This window comes from Gammaproteobacteria bacterium (assembly GCA_013214945.1).
Taxonomy (GTDB): domain Bacteria; phylum Pseudomonadota; class Gammaproteobacteria; order Enterobacterales; family Psychrobiaceae; genus Psychrobium.
The window spans coordinates 92850-113518 of record JABSRT010000017.1; the positions used below are offsets into that span (position 1 = coordinate 92850).

A 20669-nucleotide genomic window follows, 5' to 3' on the forward strand; every position below is an offset into this window, starting at 1 on the left:
TTATGAGCTAATGCTTCATTTTATAAGCTTAAGTTTTAATATTATTAGGGTTGAGTCACGCCAGGCACTTCCCCTACTCTATTAGCAATCTGCTTATTTCGATAGCTGGTATAACAAAACACCACGATAAAACACAATGACATCACCATGATAATCGTTGGGGCTGGGGCGCTATCAAGGTAAAAACTACTATAAACACCTAACACCGATGAGGTTACCGAAATTAACACCGACAACCACATCATGGTGTTAAATTTAGCGGTCAATAAAAAGGCTATTGCGCCTGGCGCAATTAATAACGCAATCACTAAAATCATACCAACGGCTTTAAGGGCCCCGACTATGGTGAGCGACAATATTGATAACAAACCGTAATGTAACCACTTTACCGGTAAACCTATCGCTTTGGCATGTTGGTGGTCAAACACATAAACCAGTAAATCTTTACCTTTAACCACAATAAACACCAATACCAGCAAGGTTATTACACTGACATCTGCGATATCACGCCAACTTATGCCTAACACATCACCAAATAAAATATGGTCAAGATGAACCCCCGTCTCTATTTTGGTCATCAATACCAATCCCAAGCCAAACATGCTGGAAAAGACGATGCCCATTACCGTGTCTTCTTTAAGCCGCGAATGATCTTTTATAAAACCGGTCGCCAGCGCGCAAAAAATCCCGGCGACAAACGCCCCAACGGCATAGGGGATCGCTAGCACATAAGCAATCACTATGCCCGGTAAAACAGAGTGAGAAATAGCGTCTCCCATCAATGACCAGCCTTTAAGAACCAAAAAACAAGAAAGTAACGCAGTTGGCACTGCAACTAGCACCACAATAATCAACGCTTGCTGCATAAAAACAAAACTAAAAGGGGCAAGTAATTCGGTGATTACACTATCCATGAGTTAACTCCGGTGATTTTTTAAGACTATGCCGTGCTCGTCGGCGCGCTGCCAAATAGCCATGCTTTGGCGCAAAGGTAAACGCCAATAAAAAGAGTAGTGCTTGGGTTACCACAATGATGCCACCGGTGGCTCCATCAAGATAAAAACTCAAATAGGCACCTAGCAGTGAGCTTAAACTACCGATAGCCACGCTCAAGATGATCACCCAGCCAAAACGGTCGCTAAGCAAATAAGCCGTTGCTCCGGGGATCACGACCATTGCAATCACTAAAAAAGCTCCAACCGTTTGTAACGCAGCGACAGTTGAGGCGCTCAGTAAAGTAAAAAATAATATCTTCAATGCCTTGGGGTTAAGGCCAATACTGCGTGCATGGTTTTCATCAAAAAAAACCACCATCAAGTCTTGCCATTTAACCAATAACACCAGCAACGAAATACCCGCAATCAATAATAATTGCACTGTATCACTGGGCGTAATCGCCAAGATATTACCCAGTACTATGGTTTGAATATTGATCGTAGTTGGTGAGATAGACACCATAAACAAACCTAAACCAAAAAAAGAACTAAAAATTAACCCTATAATCGCGTCTTCTTTTAGCTTCGAGCGTTCGCTAAGAAATAGCATAGTAGCTGCTGCCAACCCACCGGAAAAAAAAGCCCCCAGCGAAAAAGGTAAACCCAGCATATAAGCCCCTGCAACACCGGGCACTATCGAATGAGACAAAGCATCACCAATCAGCGACCAGCCTTTAAGCATTAAATATACCGATAAAAAAGCACACACCCCACCAACTAATGCGCTAACAAACATTGCATTTATCATGTAGTTATACTGAAATGGTAACAATAGATGTTCGATCATTGGTAGCTGCTCGACACCGGTGTTTGTTTGGTTTGACCATACAATATCACCGGTCGATCTTGATCCGATAATACGGTTAAGGTCCGCTTGTCATCATCGGTATGTAGATCTTTACCAGCCAGAACAAAATGCCGCAATGAGCCACCAAATGCCAGTTGTAAGTTTTCAGGTATAAAAACTTCCTCGGTTGGACCACAAGCTAATACCGTTTTATTAATTAACACCGTGCGATCGCAAAAATCAGGCACACTGCCTAAATTGTGGGTCGAGACCAAAATTACTTTGCCCTCAGCCCGCAGCTCACGCAACAAGGCCATGATCTGTTGTTCGGTTTTAACATCGACCCCAGTAAAAGGTTCATCGAGTAAAATAACCTGACTTTGTTGTGCCAGTGCTCGCGCTAGAAACACCCGCTTTTTTTGCCCGCCCGACAACTCGCCAATTTGGCGATGGCGAAACTCACTCATATTGACCCGCTCAAGCGCTGTACTAACCCATTGATGATCAATAGCCTTGGCGCGACGAAACATATTCATGTGTCCATAACGCCCCATCATCACCACGTCTTCAACCAAGATCGGAAAATTCCAATCTATTTCTTCACTTTGAGGCACATAGGCCACCAAATTACTCTTAAGCGCTTTATTGACCGCCATGCCTAATATTTCTACGCTGCCTTTCGCTAATGTGACAAAACCCATAATTGATTTAAACAAGGTTGACTTGCCACTACCATTAATGCCCACCAGCGCGGTAATAGTGCCCTGAGGCAAGTCAAAGCTGGTATTATGAAGCGCATTGTGACCATTACGATAAGTGACACTAATATCTTTTACGGCTAATCCAAGCATCATTGAGACTCCCCAGTATCGTTCACAGGCACCAAACCCGAAGTAATAGTTGCCAAGGTAACTTTTAATAAATCAATATAGGTTGGCACTGGCCCATTGCTGGTACTGAGCGAGTCAACATAAAGCACGCCAGCATAAGTTGCACCCGTCTCGCGCGCCACTTGCTGAGCGGGTTTGGCAGAAACAGTACTTTCACTAAAGATCACCGATATTTTATGTTGACGAATTTGGTCGATCACTTGGCGTACTTGTTGCGGAGTACCTTGTGCATCGGCGTTAATTGGCCATAAAAATAGCTCTTGTAACTCAAAATCTCGTGCTAAATAACTAAAAGCCCCCTCACTGGTCACTAACCAATTGTTATGCTTAGTTAAACCAGCGAGTTTTGTTTTAAACGGCGCAACAGCAGCATTTACCTGCTTAGCATAACGTGATGCATTAGCATTGTAAGCAGCGCGGTTGTCCGGGTCGTACTTAACCAAAGCAAGACGAATATTTTCAATATAAATAAGCGCATTGCTGGCCGACATCCAAGCGTGGGGGTTGGGTTTACCGCGATAAGGCCCTTGATGAATCCCCATTGGCACAATGCCAGTAGTGACGACAACCCGCGGCACATCGCTTAAATTGTTAAAGAATTTTTCAAACCACAGCTCAAGGTTTAAACCATTGTAAATAATTAAGTCTGCGCCTTGAGCGCGGCGGATATCTCCCGGTGTAGTTTGGTAATTATGTATTTCGGCATCGGGTTTGGTAATAGAAGATACGATTGCCCGATCGCCCGCTACATTTCTCACCATATCGGCAATCACAGTAAACGTTGTAATAACCTTAAATTTTTTGACTTGTTCGGCCGATGAGGGACCACTGAGTAATACAAATATCGACAACGCCCAAATTAAACTTACTACCAATTTACTCAAACCAAACATCTGACTGCCTCTTTTTATTATTAATCTTATTGATGGTAGCAAGGACAACGCAGCGCTTCAATACAAATGAGAATGATTTTCAGTTGAAAATTAAAAAGGTAACCAAGTAACCTATTAAGGCCACTTGATTATTGATTGGTTAGATAGGATTTAAATACTGTAAACGAAAGATAAATTACTAGTTTGTTTACTTGGTTATGTACTTAACTGCTTGGTTGCTTGGTTGCTTACTTGGTTAGTTAAGTGTAATCACGTTGGTCGTCAATCACCTTGCCATCGTTAAGCCATGCATCAGGTGCCACCAATTCTATTAGCGCGTTAAGATTAGTAATGGCTTTGACCGAAGCACTAACTAAGCCAAAATCAAGCTCAGAGTCAGTACTGCTTAGTGAAATTTGCAAGGTCATTTGGTCACGGTGATTGTGATTAGTAACCACCAGCCGCGCTTTTTCAATGTCACAGTGTCGCTTAGCAACCGCTGCAATTTGCGCAGGATGCACAAACATGCCTTTTATTTTGGTGGTTTGATCAGCGCGGCCGAGCCAACCTTTAATTCGCATATTTGTGCGGCCACACGGGCTAGTGCCTGGCAACAACGCCGACAAGTCGCCAGTTGCAAAGCGAATTAACGGGTAATCTGGGTTAAAGCTGGTGATAACCACTTCGCCAACTTCGCCTTGCGCCACTGGCTGATTAGTACCAGGGCGCACGATTTCGAGTAAAATATCCTCACTGACAATCAAACCTTCTTTGGCACTGGACTCATACGCGATTAATCCCACATCGGCACTAGCATAAGCTTGCAACACGCTAATACCGTCCTCCTCGAAACTCATGCGTAATGATTCAGGCAGCGCTTCGCCAGTTACCAGTGCTTTCTTAATTGAACTGATATCGCCCTGCTGGCGCAAAATATTTAAAAATGAAGGGGTACCGCAATAACCTTGAGGTTTAAGATCATTAATTACTGCTAACTGTTGTTCGGTTTGCCCGGGTCCTGCGGGGATCACCACACAGCCGCAAGCTTTAGCCCCAGCATCGAGAATAAAACCACCTGGCGTTAAATGATATGACAGGCAATTTTGCACCAAGTCTCCGGCTCGAAATCCCGCGGCATAAAAGGCCCGCCCCGTGCGCCAAAAATCTTCACCTTGACCTTGCGGATCATAAATTGGCCCTGGCGACTGAAATATTCGGCCAATGGTGGCATTATTAGCACTAACGCCACCAAAAGGTCGTTGCTTGGCTTGCAGCTCGATTAAATCGCTTTTACGTAATAAAGGTAAGGTGGCCAGGCTGGCGCGTGAATTTATCTGGGCCGGTAATATTGCGGCCAGTGACGACTGATAATAATCACAATGCGCAGTGGCCCTCGCAATAAGTTGTGGCAGCTGCTCTAGCAAGCTCGCCTCACGTAATGGCGGCGATTGGCATTCTTGGGGGTCAAAAAAATCACTCATTTATTATTCCTTACAGCCAGCGTTTACGGCGTTTATATGATTTTAAATTTTTAAAACTTTTGCGCTCTTCATTACCACCACCGAGATAGAATTCTTTTACATCTTCATTCGCTAATAACTCATCACCGGTGCCATCCATTACTATTTTCCCCGATTCCATAATGTAACCATAATCGGCGGCACGTAACGCATAATTAGCATTTTGTTCAACCAGTAAAATCGTAATGCCCTGCTCTTTATTAATCTGTTCAATGATTTTAAATACCTCTTTAACCAATAATGGCGATAGGCCCATTGAAGGTTCGTCGAGTAAAATCATTTTGGGTCTGGCCATTAGCGCCCGACCAATCGCCAACATCTGTTGCTCGCCACCAGACAAATAACCGGCTAAACCAGTGCGCTCTTTTAGTCGTGGAAAAAAGTGATAAACCATTTCGATATCTTGCGCGATTTTAGAATCACTGCGGGTATAAGCACCCAGTTTTAGATTTTCTAAACTGGTCATGTCTTCGATAATGCGCCGCCCTTCCATCACCTGAAAAATACCACTGCGTACGATGTCTTCTGCCAACTGTTTATCAAGCCGCTCGCCCATGAAATGAATATCACCGCGAGTGACTTCACCATACTCGCTACGTAGCAGCCCAGAAATGGCCTTGAGGGTGGTTGATTTACCGGCGCCATTAGGTCCAAGCAACGTCACGATATCCCCTTGGGGCACTTCTAATGTCACGCCGCGTAATACTTGAATGACTTCATCGTAAACGACTTCAATATTATTAATTGCCAGCATTGGCGGTGCGGTTTCTATTTTTGCCACAGCACTCATTAGTACTCTCCCTTACAAACAAGCTCAGTTATCGGTTAAATTGAGCTAAGCGGCACAATGCCACTTAGCTAACACTCGATATTCCTAGTAACCTAACCAATCTTCACGACGTTCAAGCGTTATCTGATTAACGCGTTCAATTTTAATATCACCGCCATTGTAATTACCTTTATAGATATTAACGGTGTTAAGACCACGGTGATCTTCTGCAGTCAAAGTCGCTGGCAAACAGACTCCTTCAAGCCCTTTTGGCTCCCAGTTTTTAGCCGCATACATCCCTTTTTTGATATTTTCACCAGTGATGCCGCCATTATTTTTCGCCCATTGCATCGCTTCTTTCATGAAAAACACCGAACAAACACCACGTGTATAATGGTGAGGACGCTCTTTGGTACCGCTCGGATCTGATAGCTTTGATATTTCACGCACCAATTGCATGCCTTGCACGTTATCATTCCAAAACGCGGTCATCGCGGGAAAAATATAATCTTTAACCCCTTCGCCAATGGCACTGAAGGTCTTTTTATCGCCACCCCAAACATTGGACATAAACTGCAACTTAGTGCCAACCGTATTACAAGATTTAATCAACGACAGCACAGACCCCCCTAAATTACCGATATAACCGTAGTTTGTTTTAGAGTTTTTAAGGGTTAAACACTGGGCTTTAAAGTCGCCAGGTTTCATTGAGACTACCACCGGCGGCATCACCTCAAAACCTAACTCGGTTGCATATTCTGCACAGGCTTTTTTAGGCGCATTTGGAAACGGATGATTAGCCCCAATATGGGTAAATTTGGGTTTGCCAGCCTTGCCTTGTTTTTTCCAATCGGCGTTAGCCCATTGCACCAATGCCCGACAAGAATCGGAATAGGAGGCGCCGTAAAAGAAGTTATAAGGGGCCGGTTTTTTGGTGTGTGGGTTTTTACCGGTTGGATCGGTTAAGTGGCCGGAATAAGACGCTGAATATACCGGAATTTTATCTTTTGCAACAAAGGTGATTAACGCTTCAGTATCAGCGGTACCCCACCCTTGCATCGCAACCATTTTTTTGCGACTTTTCCACTTTTTATAGGCACCGATCGCTTGCGGTACTTTATACGCATAATCGATGGTTTCAAATTCTAACGTCGTGCCATCAATGCCACCATTAGCATTGATATACGCCAATGAATCACGCACTCCATTGGCATAATACTTACCAACGAAGGCCGTTGGCCCCGACAAATCTGCGAGGTGGCCAACAAAAACAGAGTCTTTAGCCTGGGCTGAGACCGCGGCTAAACTCATTGTCGTTACAAAAACTGCGGTCGCAATTTTTGATAGAGCAAAGTTAACTTGACCAACATTTCTATGATTAAATACCTGAGACATAATAACATTCCTGTGTTTTTATCAGTTTATTGTGGGTTGTTATTGCATTTAAACCGCCCCTAGTTGCAACGATTTTAATGCGACTTTAAAAATTCATTTCAAATCAATAAGCAAATGGATAAAATTTCCAATAATTTTTAATCTGCTGCCAGCGATGGGCTAAGCCTTCGGGTTCGAAAATTAAAAACAAAATAATCGCAGCACCAACCGCCATCTCTTTTAAATAAGCAATGCCATCGACGACCGCAGGAATATTGCCCCAATCTGTTTCCTTCATCAGACCAACCATGCCTTCAAGCCCTTCCGGCAATAACACCATAAATATCACGCCCATTAGCGTGCCTTTTATTGAGCCAAGGCCGCCAATAATACACATCGCCAAAAATTGAATTGACAGCATAATGGTAAAGCCTTCTGCCGACACATATCCCAAATAGTGACCATATAATGCGCCGCCAACACCGGCATAAAACGCCGAAATACCAAAGGACAGTAAGCGATATTTAGTCAGGTTAATGCCCATAATTTCAGCCGAAAGATAATGATCGCGAACCGCCACAAACGCGCGACCATCACGGCTTCGCATTAAATTACTGGCCCAAATGTACATAGTTACTAAGGTAAATAACGCGATGTAGAAAAAACTTTGGTCGGTATCAAAAACATAACCAAAAATTGTGACCGGCTCGGCTAACGCACCCGACGAGCCACCAGAGAACCAGTTAGCACGGGCAAAAAAGTCTTCAATAATAAATTGTGAAGCCAAGGTCGCAATCGCTAAATACAAGCCTTTAATCCGCGCCGCTGGCAATCCAAACATCATGCCAACTGCCATGGTCATGAAACCAGCCAGTGGAATAGCGAAAAGAACCGGAATGCCTTGCACGGTATTAAGCCAGGCCGAGGCAAAAGCGCCAAAACCAAAAAAGGCGCCGTGACCTAATGAAATTTGGCCGGTAAAACCCACTAAAATATTGAGCCCGAGTGCCGCGACGCCAAAGTAAGCTATCTGAATGAAGATACTGAGGTAGTATTCGTCTAACACTAGCGGCGCAAAACACAGCGCCACAATCAACGCGCAAGCGCTGGCCCAGATAAATTTTGTTTCAAAAATTGTATTATCTTGCTTATAACTGGTGCGAAAATCCCCGCACGGTCGCATCGATGTCGTCGACATAATATATTCCTAATGAGTAACTATTGAGCGTCATGTCATTTGTCGCAATGAACAGCTACAGGTTACGGTAAATAGATACCTTAATTATTCGATTAATTTCTAGTAACTCATTTGAGTTAAATAAGTTCAGATCTGAGCTTAAATCCGTTCAATGTCTTTGGTGCCAAACAGTCCGTACGGTTTAAACCATAGGATAATCAACAAGACATAAAAGGGTGCGATGTCATAAAGGTTGCCCCAATGAAGGTACTGACCATCGACAAATTCGGCGACATTTTCTAACACGCCAATAATTAAACCACCGACAATCGCGCCAATAATTGAGTCTAAGCCACCGAGAATAACCGCCGGAAACACCTTAATGCCAATCGCTGACAGCGAATGCGAGACACCATTAACCATGCCAATAACCACCCCTGCAGTCGCCGAAACGGTCGCTGCAATCGCCCAACTCATTGCAAAGACCCGCTTTACCGATATGCCAAGACTTTGCGCAACTTGCTGGTCAAAAGCCGTGGCTCGCATTGCCAATCCTTGCTTTGAGTATTTAAAGAATACGTAAAATGCTGCCATAATAATCAACGCAAAACCGGTACTCATTAAATAGGCGGTTTCGACTTGCAGGCCTAATATTTCAACCGTTTGCTGACTAAAAACCCGCGGATAACTTTCGGCTGACACCCCAAAAATCCATTTGATCAACGCTTGAAAGAAAATTGACAGGCCAATCGTCACCATAATCACGGATATCGTCGGTTCACCAATCATCGGTCGTAGCACAATCATTTGCAGTAACATGCCAAAACCAGCCATGAACACTAAGGTTAAGACAAAGCCAATCACAAACGGCAACTCTAAATAGACCAAAAATGCCCAACAGACCCAAGCGCCAATTAACAAAAACTCGCCTTGGGCAAAGTTGACTATTTGAGTTGATTTGTAGACTAATACAAAGCACATTCCGACCACCCCGTAGAGTAATCCAACAATTAAGCCGTTAACGACCAATTGCGTGAGCAGTTCAAAATTCATGAGGCATGTCTCCGTGGCTGTAATGATTCAAGCTCGCTAAACTCGATTAATGTTTCAACCTTCAAGGTGGTTTGAATTCGCGTTTGACTACCGTCTTGGAAGGTAATCATGGTATCAATCTCAACTTCGGCGTTATCGCTATAAATCGATTCGATAATGTCATGGTATTTTTCGGCGACTACACCACGGCGTACCTTGCGTGTGCGGGTTAACTCACCGTCATCGGCGTCGAGTTCTTTGTATAACAATATGAATTTATGGATCTGCTGCGCTGGCGGTAGGCTTAGGTTAACCAGCTCAATTTCTTCGCGCAGTTTTTGATAAACTTCTGGCTGACATGACAAATTAGAATAGTTAGTAAAGCCAAGCCCTTGTTGCTCAGCCCATTTGGCGACAATACTAAAACGAATACAAATAATCGCCGCTAAATTGGCTCGGTCTTTACCAAGGATCACTGCTTCACCAATAAAGGATGAAAACTTCAATTTATTTTCAATATACTGCGGCGAATAGCTGACCCCACCCGATGTCGTAGCCATGTCTTTTATGCGGTCGATCACGACCAAATGGCCATTCGATTTTTTGATATATCCGGCGTCCCCGGTGTGCATCCAACCGTCGATGACATCTTCATCGTAAGCGGCTTGATTATTAAGATAACCGGTAAACATGCCAACTGTTTTTGAGATAATTTCACCAACGCCTTCACCATCTGGGTTTATCACTTTTATTTGCGCGTTATCAAAGGTAAAACCAACACTGTCATAATCAATATCACCTTCGCAATGCACCGTATAAGCGCCACACATTTCTGTTTGGCCATAAAGTTGGCGCAGCGGCACCCCTATCGCATGGAAAAACTTAAAGGAGTCGGGCCCCATCGCCGCACCACCAGTAGCAGCCGAGTCTAAAAAGCTAAAACCTAAACGGTCACGCAGCGCGCGCAATAATACCCATTCAGCAATCAGTGATTTTTGCCCTTTGGCTTGTGCTTGATAAGCCAGTTTCATCGCAAAGTTATAGATTTTTTGTTTAAGTGGCGTCGAGTCCATCATGCGCGCTTGCACGTCGGCTAAAATGTTTTCCCATACTCGCGGCGCTAACAATACAAAATTAGGGCCAATTTCACGTAAATCAGCCATCATAGTTTGTTGCTCTTCAACAAAGTTGACTATTTGTCGTGAAATAAGTGCCATGCCAACGGCATAAACTTGTTCCATAATCCAAGGTAACGGCAGTGCAGACACATAGTTGTCGCCAGGTTTACGTGGATCAGCCCGTAAATATGCACTGCTGTGCGAGACAAAACGACCGCCAGTCAGTAACGCAATTTTTGGTTTTGAGGTAGTACCGGACGTGGTGCAATAAATCGCCGTTTCGTCGGGGTTGGTGCCATCAACTAATTGGTCGTATGCTGTTGGATTAGCGGCTAAAACTTCACGTCCGAGTTGGTAAACGTCTTCAATCGAAGTCAACCGGGCATCATCGTATTTACGCATGCCGCGCGGATCGCAATACACAATATGCTTAATGCCCGGCACTTCGTCGCCGAGTTCTAAAATTTTGTCACATTGCTCTTCGTCTTCCGCAATAATTATGGTCGCTTGGGAATAATTGAGCAAATAAGCCACTTCTTCGTGCATCGAATCTTGATAAACACCTAAGGAGTACGCTTTAATCGCATGCGCTGCGATCTCTCCCCAGATCCATTCTGGGCGATTGTCGCCCAGCAGTGCTACGGCGTCTTGAGGTTTAACCCCAAGTTCTAACATGCCAAGTGCCAACCATTGGACCCGGTCGTGATAGTCTTGCCAGCTAAACTCGTTCCAAATACCAAACTCTTTTTCGCGCATCGCAATATCACGGCCATAGTTGACGGCGTTATGGCGTAATATTTTAGGAAAGGTATTTAACTCACCCATTTCAAAACGTGTGCCATCGCTGGTTAATTGGGTCATTAGCTTGCCTCCTCTATCGCGGTATTATCGTCTTCAAGTCCTAGGTAAGCAGAACGCACATGGGGATCTGCCATGACCTCATCGGGTAAACCACAAATTAATTTCTTACCAAAATCAAGCACCATCACTTGATGAGAGATATCCATCACCACGCCCATATCATGCTCAATCATCACCACCGTAATACCGAACTCTTCATTTAGATCGAGAATATAACGGGCCATATCTTCTTTTTCTTCCAGGTTCATGCCAGCCATCGGTTCGTCGAGCAAAATCATTTTTGGCTTTAGCGCCATTGCCCGAGCCAGCTCGACTCGCTTGCGCAACCCATACGATAAGGTGCCAGCTGTTGCCTTTCGAATATGTGATATTTCAAGAAAGTCGATAATCTCTTCAACTTCACGCCGATGGCTTAGCTCTTCAGCCTGAGCTTTTGAAAACCAATACAACGGACCGGTGATCCAGTTATTGTTCAATTGATGATGGCGACCGACCATAATATTGTCGAGCACCGACATATGGCCAAACAAGGCTAAATTTTGAAAGGTTCGACCCATGCCTAAATCAGCGCGATCATTGGGCCGCAGATTAGTCACATCTTGATCGTTAAAAATTACTTTACCGACATTGGGTTGGTAACGCCCCGAAATGCAATTTAGCATTGACGTTTTACCTGCCCCATTGGGCCCGATAATTGAAAAGACGCTGCCTTGTGGCACTTCAAAACTAACATCGGTCAATGCTTTAACGCCACCAAAGGCCAATGAGATTTGTTCTATTTTAAGTATTGATTTGGTCACCCTCAATCTCCTAGATTCAATCGAACTTATTTATCACTAATTTTGTGGTTATTTAGCACTTGGGCCATAACAGGCACTAAATTAAGTGAATCACGCCCAGAGATTGCGCAGTTGACTGCCGGTAAAAACGGCGGTTGCTTTGGCGAAATTTAAACCTGTTAATGTTGCAATTCTGTGCTCCGACATCATTACTTCCTTTTGGTCGTTGATTGATTTGTTATAGCGATAATAAGCCAGCCTAAAAAAACGACAATCGGCAATAGGGGCTAGCACCTGCGGATTAGTCCCTAGGTCGTATAGTCAAAAGTCTAACGCTGACATCAATTAATCAAACGCAATTTCATTAAGAAATGTGTTAGATTCAACCGCGTATTGATTTTTTAGTGACTGTTTCTAGTGACTTATAGATTGGGATAATAGGTGTTATGTTTTCGAATTGGCTCTTGGTCAGTGTCAGCATTGGTTATATTAGCCTGCTGTTTCTTATTGCTTATTTAGGGGGGAAATACCGCCATAAATTAGTACCGAAACAAAATGCGATCATTTACGCGCTATCTTTGGGCGTATATTGTACCTCGTGGGGGTTTTTAGGTACTTCGGCGCAAGCGTCGCAAGGCTCGTTTACCTACCTTTCCGTTTATCTGGCGCCAATTTTACTGTTTGTGTTTGCTTGGCCCTTTATTGGCCGGATCATTCGCACCAGCTTATTATTAAAAACCACCTCGATAGCCGATCTACTTTCCGCGCGCTTTGGCAAGTCACAAAACTTGGCCATTATCATTACAGTTGTTGCTTTAATTGGCACCTTGCCTTATATCACGCTGCAACTTAAAGCGATTGTCGAATCTTTTGTGTTATTGCAAAATAATCATCAAGATTCACCGTGGCAGTTGGGGCTTGTCGTCAGCGCGATTTTAGCCGGCTTTACCATTATTTTTGGCGTGAGAACCATCGACATTACTGAACGCCATCCTGGCGTAATGATCGCTATTGCATTTGAATCGTTAGTTAAACTGATTGCGTTTTTACTGGTTGGCTTATTTGTCAGTTTTTATGTCTATAGTTCCCCAGTCCAAATCTGGCAACAGTCGAGCGAAACCATCGCCTTAGCCACGCAATTTGAGCCAGCAAATCTAATCGGTATGATAGGTATGCTATTTATTGTGATGTCGGCATTTTTATGCCTGCCACGCCAATTTCAAGTGATGTTTGTTGAAATAAAACAGCAAAAAACCAGTCAGTTAGCACGTTGGGTTTTACCACTGTATATTTTGGTCTTTGCCATATTTGCAGGTCCAATCGGTTTGGCGGGTAATTTAATCTTTGGTGACTCGCTGCAGGCCGATGCCTATGTGTTATTTTTACCCGCTTATGCCGATCAACTTTGGTTAACGTTGTTTGCCTTTTTAGGCGCGGTATCAGCAGCCAGTTCAATGGTAATTGTGTCGACAATTGCACTTAGCACTATGTTGAGTAACGAATTAGTATTCCCGTTTTTATTTAAGTACTCCCGCAAGCAACACCATGATTTTAACCACTTTCAATCACAGTTATTGCAAATTAGAAAACTGCTAGTGATCTTGGTTATTGGTTTAAGTTATGGCATGTTACTTACTTCGTCGGCCGACGCTTTGTCATCGTTAGGTGAAGTCGCTTTTGGTGCCATCGCGCAAATAGGCCCAACATTATTCGCGGCGTTTTTCTGGCGGCGAGTGACTTTAACGGGGGCATTAACCGCCATCAGCACCGGGTTTATTCTTTGGACCGGCTTAAACTTGTTACCACAACTGGGATTTTACCAACATCCGTTGGCGAGCACCGACTTACCTGCAACGACAGTCGCAACCTTAATCGCACTCGCTGCCAATATCAGTGCCTTGTCGATTGTATCGCTGTTAACTCGGCAAAACATTCGTGAACAAATTCAAAGTAAGTTTTTTTATCATACCGACCGTGAGGCGCAGTGGAATTTACCCAAGGTCGATTTGACGGAATTGGAGTTTTTATTAGCACGCTTTATTGGCCAAGATAAAGCTGTGGCCAGCTTGCAACAATTTGCAGTATTACACCCGAATAAACATGATAAAGCATTTAATCAGGCGCTAATTTTTCATGCCGAGGATACTCTAGCCAGAATTATCGGCTCAGCGTCAGCCAAGTTAGTCACCTCATTCGCTTTGGGCGGCCATGAAATTGCGTTTGACCAAGTCGCTAAAATAGTTGAAGAAAACTCTAATCAACAGCTCGAATTTAGTCGTAGTGTCTTGCAAAGCGCCATTGAAAATGTCACCGATGGTATCTCAGTTATCGACCGTGACTTAAATTTAGTGGCATGGAATCAACAATACCTCGATGTGTTTAATTACCCCAAAGATCTCATTTATATCGGCTGTCCAATAAGTCAGCTAATTAGCTATAACCTTAAACAGCGCAAACACTTTATTGGCGACATCGATGGACAAGTCGCTAAGCGTTTACAGTATCTGCGAGATGGCAACCGTATTAGCTCGGTGCGCAAACTCAACAATGGCAAATTTATTCACATTCAGGGTAACCCAGTATCAGGGGGTGGTTTTGTCACTATATTTTCCGATATCACCGCTTATCGTACCGTAGAGACCGCGCTAAAAGAGCAAAAATACGATTTAGAAAGTCGCGTTAAAGCCCGAACCACCGAACTAGAACAAGCGAACAAAGAGCTTGAGCAAGCCAACCAGCAATTAGCTCAGGCGAGACAAAAAGCCGAGCAAGCGCACTTTAAAAAGAGTCAGTATCTTAAGGCTTGCAGTCATGATTTACTGCAGCCACTGGCGGCAGCACGCTTATTTTCGTCGGCAATTAGCTTAAGTTCACGCGTTACAAATCAAGAACGCGGGCAACTGCAACAAATAAACAGTTCATTAGAAATAGCCAACGACTTGCTGCTCGATTTAAATGAAATAGCCAGGATTGAAAGCGGTAACATTAGCCCAACCATTAAACCAATAGCCGTTTCGCAACTTTTTTCATTGCTACAAGCCGAATTCTCAGCACTGACGACCCAATACCAAATAGAATTTCATTGCCAATCCAGTAAATTATTTATCGCCAGTGATATCACTCTGCTGACCCGGATTGTTCAAAATTTTCTGAGCAATGCATTTCGTTATGCGAATCACGGCAAGGTGCTGTTGGGTTGCCGACGCCAAGGCGGCTTACTTTCGATTCAGGTATTTGACAATGGCCCAGGGATCCCCAAAGCGCAGCAGCAACTGGTGTTCGAGCAATTTACTCAGTTGGCCACCGAGCAGCTAGGTCCCAAAGGACTTGGCCTAGGCCTTAATATCGCGCAAAGCTTGGCCGAGTTACTGTCGCATCCGATTGATTTAAAATCGGTGCCCGGCCGTGGCTGCCTGTTTAGCATTACAGTGCCAATCACAGTAGCGCCTCGCCAAGTCGTTAGCCCAAGAACAGTAACGACCAACAGCCTCAAGGGCGTTGGGGTATTGTGTATTGATAACGAGCCCGCATTATTAACCGCGATGGCTGACTTGCTCGGGGCGTGGCAATGTAATGTGTTTACCGCCAGCACCGCGCAGCAGGCAATCGAATCATATAATCAATATGAGGATAAAATTGATATATTGCTGGTCGACTTTCAGCTCAATGAGCCTTTGGTCACGGCCAATGACATCGCTAACGCACAACATCAACGCCAACGCCAACGCCAACGCCAACCAATCGATTATGATGGCATTAGCCTGATTAGCGAGATCAAACGTCTAAGTCATTACCCATTACCTGCCATTCTAATCACTGCGACCACCGATGAGAACGTTAAAATTCGTGCCCAGCAAGCGCAGATTGGTTATTTACGTAAGATAATAAAGCCGATAGCATTGCGCGCTTTAATGAGCTCGTTATTAAGTAAAAATCTCGAAAATAATTACACCAACTATAAATAACCTGAGTTTCACGGTGTTACAAAACTAGGATCCAGAACTCAGGTTATGTAACACTCATTGATGTGCTCAGTCGCCACTCATTAAACTCGCTAAATTAACGGCCGCTAACTGTTGTATAAGGCCGCTATAACTTAGCTTGGCCAAACGATGCATTAGCTATCTGCAGCTCGTTTAACACGATCACCGCTTGAGTACGATTGCGAACGCCTAGCTTTAAAAATATCGTGCTGGTATGGCTCTTAACCGTCGATTCTGAAACGCCTAACTCAGCCGCTATTTGCTTGTTTAACAAACCATCAGCAAACATTAACAATATTTTATGTTGTTGCGGAGTTAATGAGGCAATTTTATCATCAATTTCAAACGCGTTTGGATCCTGGGGATCAAACTCACCGTCGGGCAACCATAAATTGCCAGCAATGACTTGTTCGATAGCAACAATCATCTCAGATACCGGCGTTGATTTAGGGATAAAACCTGCCGCCCCGTGATACATCGCCCGCTTAATGGTTTCTGGTCCTTCAAAACCAGAAATAATGACCACGCCAAGCTCTGGGTACTGCGACCGAATATTGATTAAATTATTGAAACCATCACCGCCGGGAATATCGAGATCGAGTAGCAGTAAATCAACGTCTTGTGGCAATAGAAGCTCTAAGTCTGCAATAGAGTCGGCTTCAAGAACCGCCGTATCTTCAAAATGTGATTCAAGCATCACCGTTAAGGCTTGCCGAAATAAAGGGTGATCATCCGCTATTATTATTTTTGTGGTGGATATCATTTAATACCTTAATTAGCTCGTTAAAATCAGCTTGAACCAACAATATGATCTGGTAATCCAAACGGTTTTTGGCGTCAATCTTTGTAACAATCTAAGCTTTTCAAGCCTAAAAGTCGACTAATCATCTTAAATAACACCGTTATTAACCATGCTCACCAACACAAATAATCGCTCAATAAATAGCCGCGGCGGCCGATAACTTATTATCATAAAAAAATCGAAGGATTGGTCATGTCTATTAGTGAAACTAGCCATCAGGCTAAAGTGGCTTATGCTAGTCAACAAACTCGTAGTCAGACCTTGCTCGAAATACCAAGTGATGATGCCCGTCATTCAAGCCGACAAGCGTTAATCGGCACTCAAAAAATTGCTATTGAGGTAGTCGATTTTTCGTCTCAGTTTGCATCAACATCTAGCAAGGTACCAGCTAATCCGGACGATACCTATCAGCGCCCTATTTCAGCCGAATTACTTCGAACTAAAATATTATTAGAAGCAATATTCGATATTAAAATTGACGATGATAATAATAAGTTGGCACGAGGAATCAATCAACTTCAACTATCACAAGCGAGCTCATCGTTAGAAAACATTACAGGACAACGACAACTTTCAATCGCAGATCTCACCAATCAAGGACCAGTATCGATCACTGTTTCAGGGCAAAGCTTTGCCCCAGATTCGGATATTTTAATCATGGACACGATGACTCGTACCCAGTCGCTTAATTATAAAAGTTCAGGTATTTATCAAATTAACGATCAAGTATTTCATTCAACGTTTCAATTGCAGTTATCCGAGCAACGGATTTCGATGACCCAATCGACGATATCGGCACAAGCCTTAAAAGACCCCTTGCTGGTTCAATTTGGTTCGAGCGCTATTGGTCAACTCAACGGTCAATACAGTGATATCGACATTAACAACGACAGTACGCTTGACCGCTTACCGATGTTTAATGGCGATGTCGGCTATTTGGTGTTTGATAAAAACAACAATGGTAAAGCCGATGGTGGTCATGAATTATTTGGGCCACAGTCAGGTGATGGTTTTACCGATTTAAGTGCACTTGATAGTAATAACAATGGATTTATCGATCGTGAAGACGAGAATTTTTCACAATTAATGTTATGGCAAATAGACAGCAGCGGCCAAGAGCAGTGGCGGGCATTAAGTGATACTAACATTGAAGCAATCAGCTTAAATAGCTCGGTAACACCGTTCAATTTCTATGATAAGGACGATAAATTACAAGCGAAACTAACGCAGTCTAGCGTTGCGATTACCGATAAAGGCACTGCTTATGGCGTTCATCAAGTCGATGTAAGAATATAAACTTCTTTTAGTTGTTGCCTAAGCACCGAGAAAAAGCCAGGTTCCCTGGTTTATTAGAAACAACGTATATCTGAATTGGGTGAATTAAAAACAGCGACACTCGGCAAACTGATAATGCCGAGTGTGAAAGGTAGTGTTGATAGGTCTTAACTATAAAATGCTTCAACAGTTCCTTTAATTGTCATCATAAGCGGTTGACCACGACGGTCTAACGCTTTGATAGATGGGACTTTTACCCAACCTTCACTGATGCAATATTCTTCAACATCGAAACGCTCTTTGCCGTTAAGCTTAATACCAATGTTGTGTTCGAAAACTTCTGCCACATGATGCGGGCTACGGGGATTACCCGAAAGGCGATCAGGTAAAGGTGGTAGCGATTTAGTATCGTTCATGTTAGTGACCTGTAGTGTATAAAAAACTGCGCTATTGTAGACAATATAGGTCTAACGCTCAAGGGCTGCTACTAAAGAAAATAAAAAAGTAGTGAGAAATAGTAGAAAATTTCACAGTCATTTTTTATGATCGCTAACAATAACTCTCAGGTTCTTACTCTGTAAGCTTAAAATCGACTTCAACTATCTCCAGCCTATTCATATTGGTAAAATAGTACGGCGCAAAGACAACTTTTAATATCCGATAATCACTAGACAACTTGGAACAATCAACCGACTCGCTAAAATTAGTAAACACGAGTAACGGCCAATTGTGTAAATCGCTAATGGTTTCAGTTTTTATTTAATTTAAAAGGGTAGCCATATGAAACCCAACACCGGCAATGCCGGCACCAAAATACCTTAATAGCTGTTGCCCATGCTGTAATTTATGAGTAATAACTCCGATCAATACACCTGTAATATGGATGATGGCCGTTCCAGCAACAAAGCCGCACGCATAAAGCATAGGCTCAGCTAAATAAGGCATTTCTGCCCCGTGGGCATGCCCGTGAAATATTGCAAAAAAACCAACAAAAATCATGGCAACAAAAGCGGGAATTTTCTTTTCGGTAGCGATCGCAACCCCTAATACTAACACTGAACAAACAATACCTAATTCGACAGATACTATATGAACGCCATTAATGCCAAGGACTCCCCCTACTAACATAATAACGATAAATGTTGCAGGAATTTTCCATATCGCCTTACCTCCCATTTGAGCACTTAATATACCCACACTTAACATAGCCAATAGATGATCAAATCCAAGCACTGGGTGAGAAAATCCAGCCATAAACCCTGCCCCTCCAGGAGCCTCATGTGCATAGGCTAACTTTGGCAGCATCAGCATCATGCCTATAAGTGTTAATAATTTTTTATTCATTGGGTGTCCTATGACGATGATGATTGCTATAACGCTTGTGTAAGCGCATAAATGAGTTACCTATTGTATATAAAGAATAAACGTCTATTACCTCAATAATCTAGCGGATCTAATTTGCATATTTTACCAATCCCATCAGGGCTAGCGACCCTAGCATTGTCGCATAGAAATTCGATAATATGGCTGTAATACACTCTATTTAAAAGAAATATATTAAATTTCAATAGCTGTGCTTATAAATTTTAAATAAATTGGAAAGACCATGAAGTAATTTTGTAAAAAAAGCAGGTTCAGAGTAAAAATTTAAGCAACTCATCTTCGCTAAGACCTAATGATTCAAGCAGCCAGTTAGAGATAATCAAGCAATATAAAAACAATCATGTTTTGACGAGAAGCTATTTTGAAAGTCTCTACTGTACTAAAGTAGTACTAACTTGAACCGCAAGACGCCGTACGTTCAACCGTAGTGGCTTAGAAGCGGAATCTAGCTAATGACCCTAATACATCATATAGCTCTAAGAACATGCTTCTGAGCTTGTCTTATAGCAATTACATTAAATTTATGATCTTATTGCCCGTGGATAAAACGCATTTAGACAAGGCGATCGATTGATTTCGACATGGAAGTCGACATTAGGGAACTTATTGCCGAGTAATAGCTAGCTATTAGGAATGAGAACAACGCGGCCTAAATAGGTTTTATCAAGCACAGGTGATCACTTAATTAATGGGATTGATATTATCAACAGTTTCAATTGATTGGTTCTGTATGAGATTACTAGATTATAAAACGTAATTAGACGGACTAAAGATTGCTTATGTATTTTTGGTATTTTGAAGTGTATCGCTTAGAAAGGCCGAACGGAGTTCAGTGAATACTCAACTTAAAAGCCATCAGAGGCTAAAGGATGAGTGGGGGCTCATGTGGGATTCGAACCTACAACCAATGGATTAAAAGTCCACTGCTCTACCAACACAACGAGATCGGCGAGCTGCGTTTTATCTTGTAATACCAATTCCGTTAATTATCTGGTCACCGATGCCCAGTCTCTTTTGCATAAAGATAGCACTCTATTGGTGTCTGCTCTAAA

General features: G+C 43.0%; 16 protein-coding genes. 2 read left to right on the forward strand and 14 right to left on the reverse strand.

Annotated elements, in window-relative coordinates; all coding sequences use genetic code 11:
• Window positions 1-44: 44 nt before the first annotated feature.
• From HRU23_13865 to HRU23_13915, 11 genes are all read right to left on the reverse strand, one after another.
• Window positions 45-914: a metal ABC transporter permease gene (locus tag HRU23_13865; GenBank protein ID NRA55225.1), complete on the reverse strand. Its 870-nt coding sequence runs from the start codon at window positions 912-914 to the stop codon at window positions 45-47.
• Entirely contained in the window at window positions 907-1782 is an 876-nt protein-coding gene (locus HRU23_13870; GenBank protein NRA55226.1) for a metal ABC transporter permease, read from the reverse strand. The genes HRU23_13865 and HRU23_13870 overlap by 8 nt, the downstream gene beginning before the upstream one ends.
• The gene (locus tag HRU23_13875) at window positions 1779-2633 is read right to left on the reverse strand and encodes a manganese/iron ABC transporter ATP-binding protein (protein NRA55227.1); all 855 of its coding nucleotides are present in this window, start codon (window positions 2631-2633) and stop codon (window positions 1779-1781) included. The genes HRU23_13870 and HRU23_13875 overlap by 4 nt, the downstream gene beginning before the upstream one ends.
• On the reverse strand, window positions 2633-3565 hold the full coding sequence (locus HRU23_13880) for a metal ABC transporter substrate-binding protein (GenBank protein ID NRA55228.1): 933 nt from the start codon (window positions 3563-3565) through the stop codon (window positions 2633-2635). The genes HRU23_13875 and HRU23_13880 overlap by 1 nt, the downstream gene beginning before the upstream one ends.
• A gap of 239 nt (window positions 3566-3804) precedes the next feature.
• Window positions 3805-5025: an AMP-binding protein gene (locus tag HRU23_13885; protein NRA55229.1), complete on the reverse strand. Its 1221-nt coding sequence runs from the start codon at window positions 5023-5025 to the stop codon at window positions 3805-3807.
• A 10-nt stretch (window positions 5026-5035) separates the two neighbouring features.
• Entirely contained in the window at window positions 5036-5854 is an 819-nt protein-coding gene (locus tag HRU23_13890) for an ABC transporter ATP-binding protein (GenBank protein ID NRA55230.1), read from the reverse strand.
• Between the two features lie 84 nt (window positions 5855-5938).
• Complete coding sequence (locus tag HRU23_13895) at window positions 5939-7144, reverse strand: ABC transporter substrate-binding protein (protein ID NRA55231.1); 1206 nt, start codon at window positions 7142-7144, stop codon at window positions 5939-5941.
• A gap of 187 nt (window positions 7145-7331) precedes the next feature.
• Window positions 7332-8405, reverse strand: coding sequence for a branched-chain amino acid ABC transporter permease (locus HRU23_13900; GenBank protein NRA55232.1), 1074 nt, complete (start codon window positions 8403-8405; stop codon window positions 7332-7334).
• Window positions 8406-8543: 138 nt separating this feature from the next.
• A complete protein-coding gene (locus tag HRU23_13905) occupies window positions 8544-9437 on the reverse strand; it encodes a branched-chain amino acid ABC transporter permease (protein NRA55233.1) in 894 nt (297 codons plus the stop codon).
• The gene (locus HRU23_13910) at window positions 9434-11395 is read right to left on the reverse strand and encodes a long-chain fatty acid--CoA ligase (protein ID NRA55234.1); all 1962 of its coding nucleotides are present in this window, start codon (window positions 11393-11395) and stop codon (window positions 9434-9436) included. Before HRU23_13910 ends, HRU23_13905 begins: the two co-directional genes overlap by 4 nt.
• On the reverse strand, window positions 11395-12195 hold the full coding sequence (locus tag HRU23_13915) for an ABC transporter ATP-binding protein (protein NRA55235.1): 801 nt from the start codon (window positions 12193-12195) through the stop codon (window positions 11395-11397). The genes HRU23_13910 and HRU23_13915 overlap by 1 nt, the downstream gene beginning before the upstream one ends.
• 425 nt (window positions 12196-12620) lie before the next feature.
• On the opposite strand from HRU23_13915, the gene HRU23_13920 reads away from it, so the two are divergent.
• On the forward strand, window positions 12621-16139 hold the full coding sequence (locus HRU23_13920; GenBank protein NRA55236.1) for a PAS-domain containing protein: 3519 nt from the start codon (window positions 12621-12623) through the stop codon (window positions 16137-16139).
• Window positions 16140-16263: 124 nt separating this feature from the next.
• On the opposite strand, the gene HRU23_13925 is transcribed toward HRU23_13920, so the two are convergent.
• On the reverse strand, window positions 16264-16920 hold the full coding sequence (locus tag HRU23_13925; GenBank protein ID NRA55237.1) for a response regulator transcription factor: 657 nt from the start codon (window positions 16918-16920) through the stop codon (window positions 16264-16266).
• Between the two features lie 231 nt (window positions 16921-17151).
• Here HRU23_13925 and HRU23_13930 point away from each other — a divergent pair, with 231 nt between their 5' ends.
• Complete coding sequence (locus HRU23_13930; protein NRA55238.1) at window positions 17152-18255, forward strand: hypothetical protein; 1104 nt, start codon at window positions 17152-17154, stop codon at window positions 18253-18255.
• 146 nt (window positions 18256-18401) lie between these two features.
• On the opposite strand, the gene HRU23_13935 is transcribed toward HRU23_13930, so the two are convergent.
• Both HRU23_13935 and HRU23_13940 read right to left on the reverse strand, forming a co-directional pair.
• The gene (locus HRU23_13935) at window positions 18402-18650 is read right to left on the reverse strand and encodes a DUF3297 family protein (protein ID NRA55239.1); all 249 of its coding nucleotides are present in this window, start codon (window positions 18648-18650) and stop codon (window positions 18402-18404) included.
• 343 nt (window positions 18651-18993) lie between these two features.
• Complete coding sequence (locus HRU23_13940; protein ID NRA55240.1) at window positions 18994-19578, reverse strand: HupE/UreJ family protein; 585 nt, start codon at window positions 19576-19578, stop codon at window positions 18994-18996.
• Window positions 19579-20669: the final 1091 nt, after the last annotated feature.